Source organism: Streptomyces sp. TRM64462 (assembly GCF_013362995.1).
Taxonomy (GTDB): domain Bacteria; phylum Actinomycetota; class Actinomycetes; order Streptomycetales; family Streptomycetaceae; genus Streptomyces.
Genome location: NZ_JABWDV010000403.1, coordinates 36908 through 55816 on the forward strand (window position 1 = coordinate 36908; position 18909 = coordinate 55816).

The 18909-nt window shown below is 71.7% G+C and carries 17 protein-coding genes; 8 read left to right on the forward strand and 9 right to left on the reverse strand.

Features of this window, described 5'->3' with window-relative positions; genetic code table 11:
* Nucleotides 1-62 precede the first annotated feature (62 nt).
* The 4 genes from HTZ82_RS24205 to HTZ82_RS24220 all read right to left on the reverse strand — a co-directional run bounded on the left by HTZ82_RS24205 (nucleotide 63) and on the right by HTZ82_RS24220 (nucleotide 4885).
* On the reverse strand, nucleotides 63-806 hold the full coding sequence (locus tag HTZ82_RS24205) for a hypothetical protein (protein WP_175411532.1): 744 nt from the start codon (nucleotides 804-806) through the stop codon (nucleotides 63-65).
* 548 nt (nucleotides 807-1354) lie between these two features.
* Complete coding sequence (locus tag HTZ82_RS24210) at nucleotides 1355-1750, reverse strand: hypothetical protein (RefSeq protein ID WP_175411533.1); 396 nt, start codon at nucleotides 1748-1750, stop codon at nucleotides 1355-1357.
* A 38-nt stretch (nucleotides 1751-1788) separates the two neighbouring features.
* A complete protein-coding gene (miaB, locus tag HTZ82_RS24215) occupies nucleotides 1789-3321 on the reverse strand; it encodes a tRNA (N6-isopentenyl adenosine(37)-C2)-methylthiotransferase MiaB (RefSeq protein ID WP_175411534.1) in 1533 nt (510 codons plus the stop codon).
* 67 nt (nucleotides 3322-3388) lie between these two features.
* Nucleotides 3389-4885, reverse strand: a complete 1497-nt coding sequence (locus HTZ82_RS24220; protein WP_175411535.1) for a SulP family inorganic anion transporter — start codon at nucleotides 4883-4885, stop codon at nucleotides 3389-3391.
* A 368-nt stretch (nucleotides 4886-5253) separates the two neighbouring features.
* Here HTZ82_RS24220 and HTZ82_RS24225 point away from each other — a divergent pair, with 368 nt between their 5' ends.
* Nucleotides 5254-5661, forward strand: a complete 408-nt coding sequence (locus HTZ82_RS24225) for a MerR family transcriptional regulator (protein WP_175411536.1) — start codon at nucleotides 5254-5256, stop codon at nucleotides 5659-5661.
* A gap of 266 nt (nucleotides 5662-5927) precedes the next feature.
* The gene (locus HTZ82_RS24230; protein ID WP_175411537.1) at nucleotides 5928-6950 is read left to right on the forward strand and encodes a TAXI family TRAP transporter solute-binding subunit; all 1023 of its coding nucleotides are present in this window, start codon (nucleotides 5928-5930) and stop codon (nucleotides 6948-6950) included.
* On the opposite strand, the gene HTZ82_RS24235 is transcribed toward HTZ82_RS24230, so the two are convergent.
* A complete protein-coding gene (locus tag HTZ82_RS24235) occupies nucleotides 6940-8364 on the reverse strand; it encodes a HAMP domain-containing sensor histidine kinase (protein WP_175411538.1) in 1425 nt (474 codons plus the stop codon). The two genes, HTZ82_RS24230 and HTZ82_RS24235, sit on opposite strands and share 11 nt — an antisense overlap.
* Before the next feature lie 53 nt (nucleotides 8365-8417).
* Nucleotides 8418-9158 (reverse strand): response regulator transcription factor, encoded by a 741-nt coding sequence (locus HTZ82_RS24240; RefSeq protein WP_175411539.1) that lies wholly within the window; start codon nucleotides 9156-9158, stop codon nucleotides 8418-8420.
* Between the two features lie 349 nt (nucleotides 9159-9507).
* Between HTZ82_RS24240 and HTZ82_RS24245 the strand changes: the two genes are divergently transcribed.
* The 5 genes from HTZ82_RS24245 (at nucleotide 9508) to HTZ82_RS24265 (ending at nucleotide 15073) form a co-directional block, all read left to right on the forward strand.
* The gene (locus HTZ82_RS24245; protein ID WP_175411540.1) at nucleotides 9508-10293 is read left to right on the forward strand and encodes an amino acid ABC transporter ATP-binding protein; all 786 of its coding nucleotides are present in this window, start codon (nucleotides 9508-9510) and stop codon (nucleotides 10291-10293) included.
* A gap of 193 nt (nucleotides 10294-10486) precedes the next feature.
* Nucleotides 10487-11311 carry a glutamate ABC transporter substrate-binding protein gene (locus HTZ82_RS24250; protein WP_175411541.1) on the forward strand — a complete coding sequence of 275 codons (825 nt, stop codon included), beginning with the start codon at nucleotides 10487-10489 and terminating at the stop codon, nucleotides 11309-11311.
* A gap of 120 nt (nucleotides 11312-11431) precedes the next feature.
* Entirely contained in the window at nucleotides 11432-12106 is a 675-nt protein-coding gene (locus HTZ82_RS24255) for an amino acid ABC transporter permease (RefSeq protein ID WP_175411542.1), read from the forward strand.
* On the forward strand, nucleotides 12103-13032 hold the full coding sequence (locus HTZ82_RS24260; RefSeq protein WP_175411543.1) for an amino acid ABC transporter permease: 930 nt from the start codon (nucleotides 12103-12105) through the stop codon (nucleotides 13030-13032). Before HTZ82_RS24255 ends, HTZ82_RS24260 begins: the two co-directional genes overlap by 4 nt.
* A 289-nt stretch (nucleotides 13033-13321) precedes the next feature.
* Nucleotides 13322-15073: an FAD-dependent monooxygenase gene (locus HTZ82_RS24265; protein ID WP_175411544.1), complete on the forward strand. Its 1752-nt coding sequence runs from the start codon at nucleotides 13322-13324 to the stop codon at nucleotides 15071-15073.
* A gap of 349 nt (nucleotides 15074-15422) precedes the next feature.
* On the opposite strand, the gene recX is transcribed toward HTZ82_RS24265, so the two are convergent.
* Entirely contained in the window at nucleotides 15423-15992 is a 570-nt protein-coding gene (gene recX, locus HTZ82_RS24270; protein ID WP_175411545.1) for a recombination regulator RecX, read from the reverse strand.
* Nucleotides 15993-15995: 3 nt separating this feature from the next.
* On the reverse strand, nucleotides 15996-17132 hold the full coding sequence (gene recA, locus HTZ82_RS24275) for a recombinase RecA (RefSeq protein WP_175411546.1): 1137 nt from the start codon (nucleotides 17130-17132) through the stop codon (nucleotides 15996-15998).
* Between the two features lie 216 nt (nucleotides 17133-17348).
* On the opposite strand from recA, the gene HTZ82_RS24280 reads away from it, so the two are divergent.
* Nucleotides 17349-17501 carry a hypothetical protein gene (locus HTZ82_RS24280; protein WP_175411547.1) on the forward strand — a complete coding sequence of 51 codons (153 nt, stop codon included), beginning with the start codon at nucleotides 17349-17351 and terminating at the stop codon, nucleotides 17499-17501.
* 86 nt (nucleotides 17502-17587) lie between these two features.
* On the opposite strand, the gene HTZ82_RS24285 is transcribed toward HTZ82_RS24280, so the two are convergent.
* Nucleotides 17588-18730 carry an AI-2E family transporter gene (locus tag HTZ82_RS24285; RefSeq protein ID WP_175411548.1) on the reverse strand — a complete coding sequence of 381 codons (1143 nt, stop codon included), beginning with the start codon at nucleotides 18728-18730 and terminating at the stop codon, nucleotides 17588-17590.
* Nucleotides 18731-18909: the final 179 nt, after the last annotated feature.

Here is an 18909-nt window from a genome sequence, read left to right on the forward strand (position 1 = left end):
CCGCGGCCGCCCGCCGTCGTGCTGCGCTGTTCTCTGTGCCGCTCGCGGGGCCGTTCGCCGGACTACGACCAGGTGGCGACCATGTACCCGACGCCGTACGGAGCGTCCTCGTACAGCAGGCGGCCCGTCAGTCCGGCCGCCGGGCTGACGGCGGCGGCGCCGGCCAGCAGCTGCCAGGGGGCGCGGCCTGCGGCCTTCAGCTCGTACGCGAGGTCGGCGTCCAGCTCCGCCAGTGCGGCCGCGTCGGCGGCGCCCAGGGCGCGGGCGACCCGCGCGTCGAAGGGGGCGGCCCGCTCGTCCAGGTAGCCCGGTGCCTTCACGCTGCGGCTGGCGGTGCCGTCGCCCATGACCAGCAGGGCGATACGCGGCGCCCGCGCGGCCACGTCGCGCCCCGCCTGGGCGCAGCGCTCAGGGTCCAGCCGCTCGGACAGCCCGAGCCCCTCGACGGGGGCGTCGGCCCAGTCGGCGCGGCTCAGCAGCCACGCGGCCACGGCGAGGGAGGCGGGCAGGGTACGGACGGGCGTGACGTCCGGCTCCCCGGCGCCGAGCGTCACGTCGAGGTCGACGCCGAAGCCGCCGAGCCCGCCCGGCGTACCGCCCGGGTACGCCACGGTGCCGCCGGTGTCCGGGGCGTCCGCCGCCGGGTCGGGGCCGACGACGACGAGCCGGTCGGGGCGGGAGGCGGCGAGCACACCGAGCGCGTCCAGGCAGGCGACGCGCACGTCGTCGAGCTCGGGCGCGGCACCTGCGGCGACGTCGGGCACGAGGAGGGGCGGGCAGGGGCAGACGGCTGCGGCGACAAGCATGATCCGCAGCGTAGCCCCAGCGGACGCCCGAGACGGGAACCGCCCGGCCGAACGGTCCCGCGAGGGCACCTCCGCCCCACACCCGCCAGCGACCTCACCGGCCACCCGGCAGCCGCCCCGTGAACTGTCGCCCGGCAGCCGCCCCGTGAACTGTCGCCCGTCGGCGGCCCCGTCAGCTGTCGGCCGTCGGCCGCCCATCAGCCTTCCCGGCAGCTGCCCGTCGAACTCCCGGCAGCCCGTCCCTCGGCCGACTGGCAGGCCCCAGCGGCATTCAGCCGACCGCCCCGTCAGGCCGTCCGGCGGCCGAGCATCGACCGTCTGCCGCCCCAGCGGCCACCTGGCACCGTCCATCGGCATTCAGCCTGCCGCCCCGTCGGCAGCCGGCCGTCAGGCGTCGGCCGCCCATCCGGCCGTTGGGCGTGGGGCATCGACCGTCCCGTCTGCCGCCCCACCGGCCGCCCGGCGACGCCATCGACATTCAGCCCACCGCCACGCCAGCAGCCGGCCGTCAGGCGTCGGCCGTCGGGCGTCGGCCGTCGGGCGTCCCGTCAGCCGCCGAACCAAGGCTTGCGTGCGGCGCGCTTGGCTGCCTTCTCGGCGGCCTTTCGCTGTGCCTCCGCCTGGCGTTCCGCCTCGCGTGCGGCCGCGGCGGCCCGCGCCTCCTCCACGCTGTCGTACAGCAGTTCCGCGACGGAGAAGCGGCAGCCGTAGCTGCGCATCGATCCTTCGTTGACCTGGAGGAAGCCCTCGGACGTGCGGTAGAGCCGGGTGACGTTCGGGCTCATCGGATGCTGCGGCACGTACCGGCGGGCGCGTTCCTCCAGGCGGGCCAGAGCCTGCTCCCGGGTGCCCGTGACATGTTCGAGGACGCTGGCCGAGTAGGCCTTGCGCTCACCCATGCCGTCGGTCTCCTCGACGATCAGACCCCATCTGCGTATGGACACGAACCATCCCCTCCCCCGCCGGTCAGCCGGCCACCAGGTCAGTCGCAGCCGCAGCCGGCCGACGCCACGGGCTGCTGCGGCTCGGGCGCGCCGATCTTGGGCAGGCCCAGCATCACACCGGCCGGCCTGGCGGCCACGGCCGCGTTGCGCTTCTCCCAGGCGTCGCCCGCTCGCGTGCGGCGGATCGCCGTGGTCGGCCCCTCGGCCAGCAGGTGGTGCGGGGCCGCGTAGGTGATCTCGACGGTCACGACGTCGCCGGGGCGCACCTCCTCGTCCGGCTTCGTGAAGTGGACGAGCCGGTTGTCGGGGGCGCGCCCGGACAGGCGCCGCGTGGCGTCGTCCTTGCGGCCCTCGCCCTCCGCGACCATGACGTCGACCGTGCGGCCGACCTGCTTCTTGTTCTCCTCCCAGGAGATCTCCTCCTGGAGGGCTACCAGCCGCTCGTAGCGCGCCTGCACGACCTCCTTCGGGATCTGGCCGTCCATGTCGGCCGCGGGCGTGCCGGGGCGCTTGGAGTACTGGAAGGTGAAGGCCTGGGCGAAGCGGGCCTCGCGGACGACGTGCAGGGTCTGCTCGAAGTCCTCCTCGGTCTCGCCGGGGAAGCCCACGATGATGTCGGTGGAGATCGCGGCGTGCGGGATGGCGGCGCGGACCTTCTCGATGATGCCGAGGAAGCGCTCCTGGCGGTACGAGCGGCGCATCGCCTTCAGTACGGTGTCGGAGCCGGACTGGAGCGGCATGTGCAGCTGCGGCATCACGTTCGGCGTCTCGGCCATGGCGGCGATCACGTCGTCCGTGAAGTCGCGCGGGTGCGGCGAGGTGAAGCGGACACGCTCCAGGCCCTCGATGTTCCCGCAGGCGCGCAGGAGCTTGCTGAACGCCTCGCGGTCGCCGATGTCGGAGCCGTACGCGTTCACGTTCTGACCGAGCAGGGTGATCTCGGAGACGCCCTCGCCGACCAGGGCCTCGATCTCGGCGAGGATGTCGCCGGGGCGGCGGTCCTTCTCCTTGCCGCGCAGCGCGGGGACGATGCAGAAGGTGCAGGTGTTGTTGCAGCCGACGGAGATCGACACCCACGCGGCGTACGCGGACTCGCGGCGGGTCGGGAGCGTGGAGGGGAACGCCTCCAGCGACTCCGCGATCTCGACCTGCGCCTCCTCCTGGACGCGGGCGCGCTCCAGCAGGACGGGCAGCTTGCCGATGTTGTGCGTGCCGAAGACGACGTCGACCCACGGCGCCTTCTTGACGATGGTGTCGCGGTCCTTCTGGGCGAGGCAGCCGCCGACGGCGATCTGCATGCCGGGCTTGCGGGCCTTGACGGGGGCGAGCCGGCCGAGGTTGCCGTACAGCTTGTTGTCGGCGTTCTCGCGGACGGCGCAGGTGTTGAAGACGACGACGTCTGCCTCGCCGTCGGAGCCCTCGGGCGCGCGGACGTACCCGGCGTCCTCCAGCAGGCCGGAGAGACGCTCGGAGTCGTGGACGTTCATCTGACACCCGTAGGTGCGTACTTCGTAGCTTCGAGCAACGCCCACTTCGTCCACTGCTCCGGTCCGGTCACTGCTGCTGGTCATGCATCAAGGGTAAGGGGGCGCGGGAGGCGCCCCTCCACCTGATCGGGCGGGCCGGGGCGGCCGGTGTTCAGTGGCCCGCGGTGAGTTGTCCGGCGAGTTTGTCGTGCATCTCGGCGCTGGGCTTGTTGAGGCCGATGATGGTGACCTTCTTGCCGCGCTGGGCGTACTTGGTCTCGATCGCGTCGAGGGCGGCGACGGAGGAGGCGTCCCAGATGTGGGCGTCGGACAGGTCGATGACGACGTCGTCCGGATCGTCCTTGTAGTCGAACTGGTAGACGAGGTCGTTGGACGAGGCGAAGAACAGCTCGCCGGTGACCGCGTACACGACCTGGTTGCCGTCCGGGTCCACCACGCCGGTGACCTGGGCGAGGTGGGCGACGCGCTTGGCGAAGATCACCATGGCGGTCAGGGAGCCGACGATGACGCCGATGGCGAGGTTGTGCGTGGCGACGACGACGGCCACGGTCACGGCCATGACGAGGGTCTCGCCCAGCGGCATCCGCTTCAGCGTCTTCGGCTGGACGGAGTGCCAGTCGAAGGTGGCGACCGACACCATGATCATGACGGCGACGAGAGCGGCCATGGGGATGTCGGAGACGACCGGGCCGAAGACCACGCACAGGACCATCAGGAAGACACCGGCGAGGAACGTCGACAGGCGGGTGCGCGCACCCGACACCTTCACGTTGATCATCGTCTGGCCGATCATGGCGCAGCCGCCCATGCCGCCGAAGAAGCCGGTGACGACGTTGGCGATGCCCTGGCCGAGGGACTCGCGGGTCTTGTTGGAGTGGGTGTCGGTGATGTCGTCGACCAGCTTGGCCGTCATCAGCGACTCCATCAGACCGACCAGCGCGAACGCGAAGGCGTACGGAGCGATGGTGGCCAGCGTGTCGAGCGTGAACGGCACGTCCGGCAGGCCCGGCACCGGCAGCGACGACGGCAGCTCGCCCTTGTCGCCCACGGTCGGCACCGCCAGCCCGGCACCGACGGTGATGACGGTCAGGATCACGATGGACACCAGCGGCGCCGGAACCACGGTCGTGAGCTTCGGGAAGAACACCATCATCGCCAGCCCGCCGATGATCAGCGGATAGACCACCCACGGCACGTCCCGCATCTCCGGCACCTGCGCCATGAAGATCAGGATCGCCAGGGCATTGACGAAGCCGACCATGACGCTGCGCGGGATGAACCGCATCAGCTTGGCGACCCCGAGCGCACCGAGGACGATCTGCATCAGGCCACCGAGGATCACTGCCGCGATCAGATAGCCGAGGCCGTACTCGTGGTTCAGCGGGGCGATGACCAGGGCTATGGCCCCGGTCGCTGCCGAGATCATCGCCTTGCGCCCGCCCACGATCGCGATGACCACGGCCATCGTGAACGACGCGAACAGACCGACCGCCGGATCCACACCGGCGATGATCGAGAACGAGATCGCCTCGGGGATCAGCGCCAGGGCCACCACCAGGCCGGCGAGGACCTCGGTGCGGAAGACCTTCGGGGAGGCAAGCCAGTCGGGCTTGGACAGCTTGGGCACAGCAGCGAGCGGTGAGGACATGCGACCATTTCTGTTCGGGCGCACACGACCATGACCGCTGGACGCACGCGCGCTTCGTAGGCGACTCCGCAACCGAGGGGAGTCCCCGGCGGCCCGGCCTCGACGGGGGCCCTGCCGGTGGGAGTGGCGGCCGTGAGCCGGCCGCCGGTCGGGCATCATTGCCCGGAAGCTGTGGGTCGCCGCCCGCTGTCGGCTCCGTCGGGAGCCGTACGGGGGCGAACGCGAATGACTCTACCCTGACGTGAGGGCAGAGTGCGACTTGTGGCTTGTGAAATGCAGGTAAACGGCACACTCGGGCTGTGATTCCGGACACGCGCCGCGTGTGCTGGGACCCTCGGCAGTGCGCGGCAGGACGGAGACGGCGGGCGATGGCGGACCAGCGGCGGCAGATGCAGATCGGTGAGGTGGCCGAGAGGACCGGTCTGTCGCTGCGTACGATCCGCCACTACGAGGACGTGGGCCTCGTCACGCCGTCCGCCCGCAGCAAGGGCGGCTTCCGGCTCTACACGGAGGCGGACGTGGACCGGCTCATGGTCGTCCGCCGGATGAAGCCGCTGGACTTCTCGCTGGAGGAGATGCGGGACCTGCTGGAGATCACCGACCGCATCGCGGCCACCGACGACCCGCCCGCCGAGGAGGAGCGCCGGCGTCTGCGCGAGCGCCTGGACGCGTACCGGAAGGTCGCGGACGCGCGCTGCGAGAAGCTGCGGGCCCAGTTGATGGCCGCCGAGGACTTCGCCGCCACGCTCCACCGCAGGCTGCGCGACGCCGCCTGACCGCCCCGTCGCCCCCTCTCGGCGCAGCTTCGCGGCCGGGCCGGCCGCTCAGCCCACTCTGACGTCACGTCAGATTGCGCGGCGCCCTACATGCGGCGCCCGACATGCGGCGCCCGACATGCGGCGCCCGACATGCGGCGGCCCGTAGGCGGTCGAGCCCGGCGGTGGGTGAGACGCGTCGCCTGACCGGAGACCCGGTGCTTCCACGCCGTCACGTGTCGTGAGGGCGGTTCCCTCGCGGCGTGTCGGCTGGCAGGATCGCGCGCATGTCTCCCGTCCTGTCCCGGTCCCTCCGGCTGCCGCACGGCCGCGCCGGACGCCGCCGCGCACGTCAGGCGGCGGCCGCGTTGCTGGCGGTGGCGGCGCTGCTGCTGTGGTGGCTCGTGCCGGACCGCGAGGCCGAGCCGCGCGGGCAGATCACGTTCAGCACCGGGGTGCCGACCGGCGTGTACCAGCGGTACGGCGAGCTGCTGCAGGAGGCGCTCGGCCGGAACCTGCCCGAGGTGTCGACGGGTTTGCGGGACAGCGAGGGCTCGCAGCAGAACCTGGCCCGCCTCGCGTCCGGGGAGGCCGACTTCACGATCGCCACGGCGGACGCGGTCGCCACGTACCTGCGCGAGAAGCGGCCCGGCTGGGAGCGGCTGCGCGGCTGCACGCGGCTGTACGACGACTACGTACAACTGGTGGTGCCGAAGGGCTCGGCCGTCCGGTCCACCCGGGACCTGCGGGGGCTGCGGGTGGGGGTCGGGCAGGACGGTTCGGGGGTGCGGCTGCTCGCTGACCGGCTCCTGATGGCGGCGGGGCTCGACCCGGCGAAGGACGTGCGGCCGGTACCGGCGGGGATCGACACCATGCCGGGCCTGATGGAGAAGGGGGAGCTGGACGCGTTCTTCTGGTCCGGCGGGCTGCCCACGAACGCCGTGCTGCGGCTCTCGGAGCGCTTCCCGATCCGGCTCGTGCCGCTGGAGCCCGAGCTCGTCGACACGGTGCACGAGAAGGGCGGGCCGAGCCGCTACTACCGGTCCGCTGTGATACCGGCGGACGCCTACGCCCGGGCGCAGGACGGCGAGCCGGTGGCGACCATGGCGGTGGCGAACCTGCTGGTGACGACGGACCGGATGGACGCCGCGCTGACCGAGGGCGTGACACGGACCGTGATCGGGAGCCGGGACCGGATCGGCCGGGTGGTGCACCCGGCGCAGCTCGTGGACCTGCGCACGGCGATCTACACCGACCCGCTGCCCCTCCACGAGGGCGCCCGGCGCTACTACCGCTCGGTCAAGCCGTAGGGGCCGGGGCCGGTTCGTCGGCGCCCGGCCGGGTGCGGGGGACGGCGACGGTCACGCGCAGGCCGCTGGGCTCGTTGTGGGCGTACGTGAGCGAGCCGCCGCCCGTGGCGAGGAGGGCCCGGCATATGGACAGGCCGAGCCCCGAGCCCTTGACGTTCTGGTGGCGGTTGCTGCGCCAGAAGCGGTCCCCGACACGGTCGAGTTCCTCGTCGGTGAGGCCGGGGCCGCGGTCCGCGACGACGACGGTCGATGTGTCGCCCGCCGCTGCGACCTCGACGGTGACCTCCTCGCCCGCGTGCGTGAACTTGAGCGCGTTGTCGATCACGGCGTCCAGGGCGCTGGACAGCGCCACCGGGTCCGCCCAGGCCGTGACGGCGGGCAGCCGGGAGCCGGTCAGCCGGATGCCCTTCTCCTCGGCCAGCGGCCGCCACGCGGCGACCCGTTCGCACGTGAGCTGCCCGATGTCGGTCAGCCGGAGGTCGGCGGACGCGTGTTCGGCCAGCGCCAGGTCCAGCAGGTCGTCGAGGACCGTGGCGAGACGCTTGCCCTCGGTCCGTACGGAGGCGATCTCCTCGTTGCCCTCGGGGAGTTCGAGGGCGAGGAGCTCGATACGGAGCAGCAGCGCGGCGAGCGGGTTGCGCAACTGGTGGGAGGCGTCCGCGACGAAGGCGCGCTGCTGCTCCAGCACGTCCTCGACGTTGTCCGCCATCTCGTTGAACGAGCGGGCCAGGCGCCGGAGTTCCGGGGGCCCGCTCGCGGCGGCGACACGTGAGTTGAGCCGGCCGGTGGCGATGTCGTGCGTGGCCGCGTCGAGGATCCGTACCGGCTTGAGCACCCACCCGGTGAGCCGGAAGGCGGCGCCCACGGCGAGCAGCATCGCGGCGCACTCCCCCGCGGCGATGAACAGCCAGCCGTGCAGGATGCGGGAGCGCAGCTGCCCGGTCGGCGAGTCGGTGACGACGACGGCCACGACGTCCCCGTCCCGTACGACCGGGGAGGCCACGGCGAGGCGGGCGCCGTCCTGCCAGGGCCACACCTGGGGCGGGTCGTGGGAGCGGCGGCCGAGGAGTGCCTCACCGAAGACCCGGTTCAGTTCGCCCTCGTCCGGTATGGCCCAGCCGACTGGGGCGGCGGCCATGGCGGTGCCGTCGCGGTAGAAGACGCCGGCCTCGATGCCGTACACGCTGTGGTAGCGGGCGAGTTCGCCCTGGAGGGTGGCTCTGCGCTCGTCGATGCCGGGGCCGGTCTCGGTGACGAACTGGGCGATCGCCGCGAAGCGCGCCGTGTCGTCGATGCGGTCGACGACCACCGTCTGCTGGTGCGCGGCGGCCAGGCTCCCGGCGAGCGGGAACCCGAGGGCCAGCAGCACGCCCGCCATGAGGACGATGAGCAGAGGGAGAAGACGCGTACGCAAGGGTCGCCGGCCGCTTCCTGGTCCTGGTCCTGGTTCCTGGTCCGGGCGCCGGGTCAGCCGGCCGTGGGCGGCGCGGCGGGGGCCACCAGGCGGTAGCCGACGCCGCGTACGGTCTCGATCAGGGCGGGCATACGGAGTTTGGCGCGCAGCGACGCCACGTGGACCTCCAGGGTGCGGCCGGTCCCCTCCCAGCTGGTCCGCCAGACCTCGCTGATGATCTGCTCGCGGCGGAAGACCACGCCGGGCCGCTGGGCGAGCAGCGCCAGCAGGTCGAACTCCTTGCGGGTGAGCGGCACGGCCGTCCCGTCCACGCTGACCCGGCGGGTGGGCAGCTCGATGACGACGGCGCCGAGCCGCAGCGGTTCGGCGGGCGCTCCCACGACGGGGTGCGAGCCGGTGTCCTCTCCGTCACCGGAGCCGGAGCGGCGCCGGCTGACGGCGTGGATACGGGCGAGCAGCTCACCGGTGTCGTACGGCTTGACCACGTAGTCGTCGGCGCCGAGGTTGAGGCCGTGGATGCGGGAGCGGACGTCCGAGCGGGCGGTCACCATGATCACGGGCGTGCTGGTGAGCTTCCGCAGCTTGCCGCAGACCTGGTAGCCGTCCTGGTCGGGCAGGCCGAGGTCGAGCAGGATGACGCCGAACGGCATCCGGCCGGGGTCGTCGGTGGGGAGGACCGCCCTGAGCGCCTCCTCGCCGTTCCTGGCGTGCGTCACGGCGAAGCCGTGCCGCGTGAGTATGGCGGACAGGGCCGCGGCGACGTGGTCGTCGTCCTCGACAAGCAGCAGTCTCATTCTCTGGCCCCCCTCCGAAGGTGGATCGCTCCGCGCCCCGGCGGTGTTACGCGGTCCGTCGTGCGGCGCGTCGTTCCGCTGGTCGGGCGGCTGTGCCGGACATGGGTGCATGCCCGGGCGCGCTACGTGTACCAGGGCATGAACGCCCGATGTCGTGCCCGCAGTCAAGTGCGCCGCCGCCACGCCCGGGATTCCGTTACCCAGCCGTATTCCGACACGCCGCCCCGTTCACGCGGAGTGTCGGGTTGCAGCCGGATCGTTATGCTCAATTTCCGCTCAGATGTGATGACGCTGCTCGCAGGGCGTGCTTAATGTCCTCTGCAACCGAGCAGGACGGAGCGAGAGGCCGATGAGCGGAGTGTCAGTCACCAAGGGCGCGGAGGACACCGCACCGACGGCCGGCGACCTGGTAGTGCTCAGCGATGTCAACAAGCACTTCGGCGCGCTGCACGTGCTCCAGGACATCGATCTGACCATCGCCCGGGGCGAGGTCGTGGTCGTGATCGGGCCCTCCGGGTCCGGGAAGTCCACGCTGTGCCGCACCATCAACCGCCTGGAGACGATCGACTCGGGCACCATCACGATCGACGGCAAGCCACTGCCCAGCGAGGGCAAGGAGCTGGCCCGGCTGCGGGCCGACGTCGGCATGGTGTTCCAGTCGTTCAACCTCTTCGCGCACAAGACGGTGCTGGAGAACGTCATGCTGGGCCAGGTCAAGGTCCGCAAGGCGGACAAGAAGGCCGCGGAGCAGAAGGCGCGCGCGCTGCTGGACCGGGTAGGTGTCGGCACGCAGGCCGACAAGTACCCGGCGCAGCTCTCCGGCGGTCAGCAGCAGCGCGTCGCGATCGCGCGGGCGCTGGCGATGGACCCGAAGGTCATGCTCTTCGACGAGCCCACATCGGCGCTCGACCCGGAGATGATCAACGAGGTCCTGGAGGTCATGCAGCAGCTGGCCCGTGAGGGCATGACGATGGTCGTCGTCACGCACGAGATGGGCTTCGCGCGGTCCGCCGCCAACCGTGTGGTCTTCATGGCGGACGGCAAGATCGTCGAAGAGGCGACGCCGGACCAGTTCTTCAGCAACCCGCGCAGCGACCGGGCGAAGGACTTCCTGTCGAAGATCCTTCACCACTGAAGGTTCCCGAGATCTGGTGCCGGGCCCCCTGTGCCTGATATCCCGATATCCCGAGATATCCGGTATGCGAACCCTGGGCCCCAGGCGCCCCGGACGTCCGTCACTTGGGCGTCCGTCACCTGGGTGTCCGTCACCCCCCTTCCCACCCCCGACGCCGGATCACGGCCGGACCACGACACAAGGGATGTTCATCATGCAGTTCCGCAAGACCAGTGCGGCCCTCGCCGCGGTTCTGACTCTCTCGCTCACCGCGACCGCGTGCGGCGGCGACGGCGGCTCCGGCGCCGACGGCGACAAGATCACCGTCGGTATCAAGTTCGACCAGCCCGGCTGGGGCCTGAAGACCCCGGACGGCAAGTACACCGGCTTCGACGTCGACGTCGCCACGTACGTCGCCAAGGAGCTCGGCTACGAGCCGAACCAGATCGAGTGGAAGCAGGCGCCCAGCGCCGAGCGCGAGAACCTGATCAAGAACGGTGACGTGAAGTTCGTCGTCGCCACGTACACGATCAACGACAAGCGCAAGGCCGTCGTCGACTTCGCCGGCCCGTACTTCCTGGCCCACCAGGACCTGCTGCTGCGTGCCGACGAGACCTCGATCACCAAGGCCGAGGACCTCAACACGAAGAAGCTCTGCTCGGTCACCGGCTCGACGTCGGCGCAGAACGTCAAGGAGAAGCTGGCCCCGAAGGCGGACCTGCAGACGCTGGGCGGCTACTCGGAGTGCCTGTCCGGTCTGGAGAAGGGGACGGTCGACGCCCTGACGACCGACGACTCGATCCTGGCCGGTTACGCGGCGCAGGACCAGTACAAGGGCAAGTTCAAGCTGGCCGGTCTGAAGCTGAGCGACGAGCCCTACGGCATCGGCCTGAAGAAGGGCGACACCGACCTCCGCGGCAAGATCAACGCCGCGCTGGAGAAGATGAAGTCGGACGGCTCCTGGGACAAGTTCGTCGAGAAGAACCTCGGCCCGGCCAACTACAAGGCCGAGCCGGCTCCCGCGATCACCGAGAAGTGAGCTGAGACCGCGGCTCACGCGGCGGTCGACCAGAACCAGCAGCCAGGGTGAGACGCCGTCGGCTCCGGCCGGAGCCGACGGCGTCCCCCACGATCCGACCAGGGGAGAGCGCGGGTCAACGTGTTCGACTTTCTAGACAATCCGCAGTACGACCTGCTCGGCGCCTTCTGGGTGACGGTCCAACTGGCCTTCTACTCGGCGGTGGGATCCCTGATCTGGGGCACGCTGCTGGCGGGCATGCGGGTGAGCCCGGTCCCTCTGATGCGGGCCTTCGGCACGGTGTACGTCAACATGGTGCGCAACACGCCGCTGACGATCATCATCGTGGCCTGCTCTCTCGCGCTCCATCAGACGCTGGGCTTCTCGATGGGCGGCGGGGACTTCGAGGAGATCGGCTTCCGGATGGCCGTCCTGGGTCTCGTCGCGTACACCGGAACGTTCGTCTGTGAGGCGCTGCGCTCCGGTATCAACACCGTGCCGGTGGGGCAGGCGGAGGCCGCCCGCGCGCTGGGGCTGAGCTTCACTCAGGTGCTCACGCTCATCGTGCTGCCGCAGGCGTTCCGCTCGGTGGTGGCGCCGCTGGCCAATGTGCTGATCGCCCTGACGAAGAACACCACCGTCGCGGCCGCGATCGGTGTGGTCGAGGCAGCGAGCCTGATGAAGGACATGATCGAGAACGAGGCCGACCAGTTGTTCGCCGTGTTCGGCGTCTTCGCCTTCGGGTTCGTCGTTCTCACTCTCCCCACCGGCCTGCTTCTCGGCTGGGTGGCCAAGCGTGTGGCGGTGAAGCGATGACCTCCGTTCTGTACGACGCCCCGGGTCCGAAGGCCAAGCGGCGGAACGTCCTCTACTCGGTGCTCTTCGTCGCCGCCCTGGTGGCGGTGGTCTGGTGGGTGCTGTCCGTCATGGCGGACAAGGACGAGCTCGCCGCGGACAAGTGGAGCCCGTTCGTCACGGACGCCCGGGTGTGGACCACCTTCCTGCTGCCGGGCCTCGGCGAAACGGTGAAGGCCGCGGCGCTCGCCCTGGTCATCGCCCTGCCGCTGGGCGCGCTGCTCGGTATCGGCCGGCTCTCGGACCACGCCTGGGTGCGGGTGCCCGTGGGCACGGTCGTGGAGTTCTTCCGGGCCATCCCGGTCCTGCTGATGATGATCTTCGCGAACCAGTTGTTCGCGCAGTTCACCAACGTCAGCTCGGACGTACGTCCGTTGTACGCGGTCGTCACGGGCCTGGTCCTGTACAACGCCTCCGTCATCGCGGAGATCGTCCGGGCGGGCATCCTGGCCCTGCCGCACGGCCAGACCGACGCGGCCAAGGCGATCGGTATGCGCAAGGGCCAGACCATGACGTACGTGCTGCTGCCGCAGGCGGTCACGGCGATGCTCCCGGCGCTCGTCAGCCAGCTCGTCGTCATCGTCAAGGACACGGCGCTGGGCGGCGCGATCCTGGGCCTGCCCGAGCTGATGTCCCAGGTGCGCCTGATCAGCTCGAACTTCGGGAACGTCATCGCCGCGTTCACGGTCGTGGCCGTCCTCTTCATCGTCGTGAACGGCCTGCTGACCCGGTTCGCGAGCTGGCTTGAGGGCGCGCTGCGGCGCGGGAAGCGGACCACCGGCGCGACCGTCGACATCACGGAGATCGACACCGACATGGGCGGCGGTGTCGCCGCCGAGGTGGCGGTGCCCCACCGTGAGGACGAGGACGGGCCCAGGCGTCCCTGACGCGGCCCACGCGCACGGGGAGGGGAGGTGGCCAAGCGGCCGCCTCCCCTTCGTGTGTGCGTGCGCTCCTCGTGCGCACGCGCGCTGCGGCCCGTCACTTGACGCAAGCACCCGCAGTGGGTTGCATACGTTCTGTGATCATTCACCGGACTCCCCCCGTACCTCCCCGTGTCACCCCTGCTCACCTCGCTCACCTCGGTCACCTCGCGTCCGTACGCGTCGCCGGAATCACCGGAGCCTCAGCGGCCACAGCAGCCGTACGAGCCGCAGCAGTCGCAGGAGTCACGCCGTGGAACCGGTGATCATCGTCGGCGCCGGGCCGGTCGGGCTCGCGCTGTCGCTCGCGCTCGCCGCGCACGAGGTTCCCTCGGTCGTCCTGGACGAGGGGACCGGCAAGGAAGAGCACCGTCCCGCCCGTACGGCGGTGCTGCGCGCGGACACGGCGGCGTTCGTGGAGCGGCTCGGCTGCGCCGGTGCCGTACGGGATGAGGGCCTCCGCTGGGCGGGGTGGCGGTCGCTGCGGCGCAAGCAGGTCGTGCGCGCCGTGTCGTTCACGGGCGGCCGGGGCGTACGGGCGGAGGGCGTCGGGGGCGTCGGGGGCGTCGAGGGGGCCGTGGGCATCGCGGGCTCCGGGTACGTCGTGGGCGGCGCCGGCCACGAGGACGACGAGGTCGCCGCGCCGCTGCACCTTCCGCAGCACGCGTTGACGCGGGCGATGCGCGGGGCCGTCGGGGCGCTGCGCGACCCGGGTCTGGTCCAACTGGTCGCGGACAGCCGGGTCGACACGCTCGAACAGGACGCGAGCGGTGTCGCGGTGCACACGCGGGGCGCCGGGTCGGGTCTGTGGCGGGGCAGCTTCCTGGTGGGCTGCGACGGGGCGCGGTCGACGGTGCGGAAGCTGCTGGGCGTCCGCTTCCCGGGGCGTACGGCGGTGGAGCGGCACGCGGTCGCGACGCTGCGTACGGAGCTGCCGTGGCCGGGCGAGGGAGTGCTGCACCGTCAGCCGCCGTGGCGGGGTGGCGGCGAGGAGGTGACGGCGCGTCCGCTGCCCGGGAACGGCTGGCGGCTGGACTGGCTGCTGCCGCCGCGCGGTGAGCTGGTGACGCCGGACGCGCTGGTGTGGCGGATCCGCGAGACGCTGTCCGGGTGGTGCGCGGACACGCCCGTGTACGAGCTGGTCGACACCGGCGTGTACACGCTGCACCACCGGCTGGCGCGGCGCTGGCGGGTGGACCGGGCGTTCCTGGCCGGGGACGCGGCGCATCTGCTGGGGGCGCTCGGCACGCAGGGCCTGGACGAGGGGCTGCGGGACGCGGAGAACCTGGCGTGGAAGCTGGCCCAGGCGTGGCACGAGGGGCCTTCGGAGGTGCTGCTCGACAGCTACCAGGCGGAGCGCCGCACGGCGGTCGCCGCACGGCTGCGGGCCGCCGACCAGTCGCTGCCGGTACTGCGCGGCGGGGGCGGTCTGCGGACGTATCTGCGGGGCGGGGGCCGGGGCCACGACGTGCTGCTGACGGACGGTCACCTGGGGCGCGGCCCGCTGGGTGCGCCGCCCGCCTACCCGAACTCGCCGCTGGCGCCGGTGGGCGACGAAGCGGACGCGGACGTCGGTACGGCGCTGGGCGCGCCGGTCGCCGATGTGCCGGTCACGGCGCTGGACGGTACCTCCGGGCGGCTGTGCGAGCGGCTGGGGCATGGCCTGCTGGTGGTGCTGGTCGCGCCCGGCACCGGCGTGTGGGACCGGCGGCACTGGGTGACCGCGGGCGTGATGCCCCGGCTGGCCGAAGCCGTACGGGCGCTGCCGATGCGCGGTGAGCTGCTGGTGGCGGAGGCCTATCCGGGGGCGGCCGCCCACACGGTGCTGCTGGTGCGGCCCGACGGCCACCTGGCGGCCGCGTTGAGCGGCGTACGGCCGGCCGCCCTGCATGCGGCGGCGGACGCGGTACGCGGCGGCGCGCCCACGGCCCCGGCGCCCGGCACCGAGCCGGCGGACGAGGGCGGCACGGCCCGCCGCGACACGGAAACCGCCCACGCGACCTGACCCTCGGCCCATGCCTCTTGCCCCTTGGCCTGCTCCTGCTCCTGACTCCCGCCTTTGACCGCACCAGGCGGCTTCCGTGGGCCTTGGGCAGCGGGTGGCCCGACGCTCCCGCTCCTGACCGTCGCGCGGCTTCCGCCGCCCGGCGGCCGCGGGCTACGCGGCACGGGCGACTCCGGGCGCGGTCCCGGGCGTTCTGCCCCGTGTCACGTACCCGGCCCGCACGGGGCGGCTTCCGCCGGGCCGCGGGCGACGGGGCACTCGGCGGCGCGACCCTGGAGGCGTCCTGCGTCGGCGTAGCGTCCCCGGCTCCGAAGGCGCGCCGTCGGAGCTGTCCCGGCCACGGTGCGGGTCAGAACGCTTCGGTGTCGAGGCCGTCCGTGTCCTCGCCTTCCTCCTCCAGGGCCTGTCTGACGACCCGTAGGGCGAGGCCCTCCGGGTAGCCCTTGCGGGCGAGCATCCCGGCCAGGCGGCGGAGGCGGCGGTCGCGGTCGAGGCCCCGGGTGGAGCGGAGCTTGCGGTCGACGAGCTCGCGCGCGGTCGCCTCCTCCTGTTCCGGGTCCAGCTGTGCGACCGCCTCGTCGATCACGGCGGAGTCGACCCCCTTGGTCCGCAGCTCCCTGGCCAGGGCGCGGCGGGCCAGCCCCCGGCCGTGGTGCCGGGACTCCACCCAGGCCCCGGCGAACGCGGCGTCGTCGATGAGACCGACGTCCTCGAAGCGGGACAGGACGTCGTCGGCGACCTCGTCGGGGATTCCTCGCTTGTGCAGCGCGTCCGCGAGTTGCTTGCGGGTGCGCGGCATCCCGGTGAGCAGGCGCAGGCAGATCGCCCGCGCCTGCTCACCCGGATCCAGGGGCGGCAGCTCCTTCTCGGCCCTCGACGAGTCGGAGCTGTCGCCCGGCCATTCGGTGCGCCGGGCCATGGCTCAGCTCTTGGCCGCTGCGGCCTTGGTCGCCTTGGTGGCCTTGGTCGCCGGTGCGGGCACCGACTTGGCGGCCTCTTCCGCCGGCGCGGCGGTCGCGGAGCCGGCGGCGTCCGTGACGGACTCGCCCGCGTCGGCGTCCGGCCGGACGCCGACGCCCAGCTTCTCCTTGATCTTCTTCTCGATCTCGTTGGCGAGATCGGGGTTGTCCTTCAGGAAGTTACGGGCGTTCTCCTTGCCCTGGCCGAGCTGGTCGCCCTCGTACGTGTACCAGGCGCCCGCCTTGCGGATGAAGCCGTGCTCCACGCCCATGTCGATCAGGCCGCCCTCGCGGCTGATGCCCTGGCCGTACAGGATGTCGAACTCGGCCTGCTTGAAGGGCGGGGCGACCTTGTTCTTGACGACCTTGCAGCGGGTGCGGTTGCCGACCGCCTCCGTGCCGTCCTTGAGGGTCTCGATGCGGCGGATGTCGATACGGACCGATGCGTAGAACTTCAGGGCGCGGCCACCGGTCGTGGTCTCCGGCGAGCCGAACATCACGCCGATCTTCTCGCGGAGCTGGTTGATGAAGATCGCCGTGGTCTTGGACTGGTTGAGCGCGCTGGTGATCTTCCGGAGGGCCTGGCTCATCAGACGGGCCTGGAGACCGACGTGCGAGTCGCCCATCTCGCCCTCGATCTCGGCGCGCGGCACGAGGGCGGCGACCGAGTCGATGACGATGAGGTCGAGCGCACCGGAGCGGACCAGCATGTCCACGATCTCCAGGGCCTGCTCGCCGTTGTCCGGCTGGGACAGGATCAGGTTGTCGATGTCGACGCCGAGCTTCCGGGCGTACTCGGGGTCCAGCGCGTGCTCGGCGTCCACGAAGGCGACCTGGCCGCCGGCCTTCTGCGCGTTCGCCACGGCGTGCAGGGTCAGGGTCGTCTTACCCGAGGACTCCGGGCCGTAGATCTCCACCACACGGCCGCGCGGCAGGCCACCGACGCCGAGCGCCACGTCGAGCGCGGTCGAGCCGGTCGGGATGACCTCGATGGGCTCCTTCGTCCGGTCGCCCATGCGCATCACGGCGCCCTTGCCGAACTGCCGTTCAATCTGTGCGAGCGCGGCGTCGAGCGCCTTCTCGCGGTCGGTTCCTGCCATGGGCTCCACCCGGTTTGCTTGAGTCGATCGCTTCACGTCAAAGACGCTAACCCCTGCCACTGACAATGCGCCTCGACGTGCCTTCGGCCTGTGGACAACTCCGGCAGAACCTCGCGGAATACCAGGCCACGCCCCCATAAGAATGGATGTTCGATTTTGGTGTCAAGCGAGCCACACCGCTGTGGACGAACGCGGTGGCCGCCTATCCTTCGTGGCATGGCGCTCCCCTCACCCGTCCGTCGTGGGCGTCCGACCGGTCGGGTGGCCGACATGGCCGTGGCGGGCGGGGTCAGCCTGTTCGTGGTCGGCTGGACGCTGGCCGCGACGGTGTCGGCCGGGTTCGACGACGAGCCCCGACCGCGCTGCTGAACCTGGTGAGCATCGGGGCGGCGCTAGGGGGGTGATCACGGCGGTGTTCCAGTACGGCTGGGCGGGCGCGGCGCGGCGCGGCCGGGTCAGGAGGAGCCGCCGTCCGGCGACGGCTCCTGGTCCCGGTTGGTGCGCAGGGCGCGCTGGAGGCGGGCGAGGACCATCTCGCCGTGCCGCCGGTGGCCGTGCACGCGCGGGTCCTCCGTCACGTCGTACCGCTTCACGTACGCGCCGAGGAACGCCTGGAGCGTGGCGACGGCGGGGATCGCGATCAGCGCGCCGACCGCGCCGAGCAGCGCGGTGCCCGCGACGACCGAGCCGAAGGCCACGGCCGGGTGGATGTCCACGGTCTTCGCCGTCAGCTTGGGCTGGAGGACGTAGTTCTCGAACTGCTGGTACACGACGACGAACGCGAGCACCCACAGCGCGTACCAGGGCTCGACGGTGAAGGCGATGAGCATGGGCAGGGCGCCCGCCAGGTACGTGCCGATGGTGGGGATGAACTGGGAGACCAGCCCGACCCACACGGCCAGCGCGGGCGCGTAGGGCACCTCCAGGAACTCCAGCAGGACGAAGTGCGCGACACCGGAGATGAGCGCCATCAGTCCGCGTGAGTAGAGGTAGCCGCCGGTCTTGTCGACGGCGATCTCCCAGGCGCGGAGCACCTCGGCCTGCTTCGCGGGCGGCAGGACCGAGCACAGCGCGCGGCGCAGACGGGGGCCGTCGGCGGCGAAGTAGAACGAGAACAGGAAGATCGTCAGGAGCTTGAAGAGGCCGCCGAGGACGGTGGCGGAGACGTCGAGGACGCCGCTCGCGCTGTTCTCGACGTACTGCCTGAGCCAGTCGGAGCGCAGCAGGCTGTCCTGGACGGCGACCCGGGACAGCTCGGTGTCGAAGGTCTGGTTGATCCAGTTGATGACGGAGTCGAGGTTCTTGGGGAGGTCTTCGACCATGTCGACGATCTGCCCGGCGAGCATCGATCCGAGGAGGACGACGAACCCGACGCCGGCGACGAGGACGCCCAGGAACACCAGGAACGTGGCGAGACCGCGCCGCATCCCGCGCGCGGCCATCCGCCCGACGGCGGGCTCGACGGCGAGCGCGAGGAAGAACGCGATGAGGATGTTGAGCAGCAGCCCGATGAGCTGGTGGAACGCCCAGCTCCCGAGCTGGAAGCACGCGTAGAGCGCCAGCGCCAGCGCCATCGCCCGCGGCAACCACCGCGGCATCCGCCCGGCGGGGGTTCCGGCGACACCGGCCGTACCGGCCGCATCGGCCGCCCCAGCTGCGGTCGTCGGGCCCGCCGCAGCCTGGCCCTCAGGGGCCGGGGACTGCGGGGGGATCGGCTGTCCCCCGGGGGCTGTGGCCCCGGGTACGGGGGCGTCCGCGGCAGGCGGCGCGCCAGGCG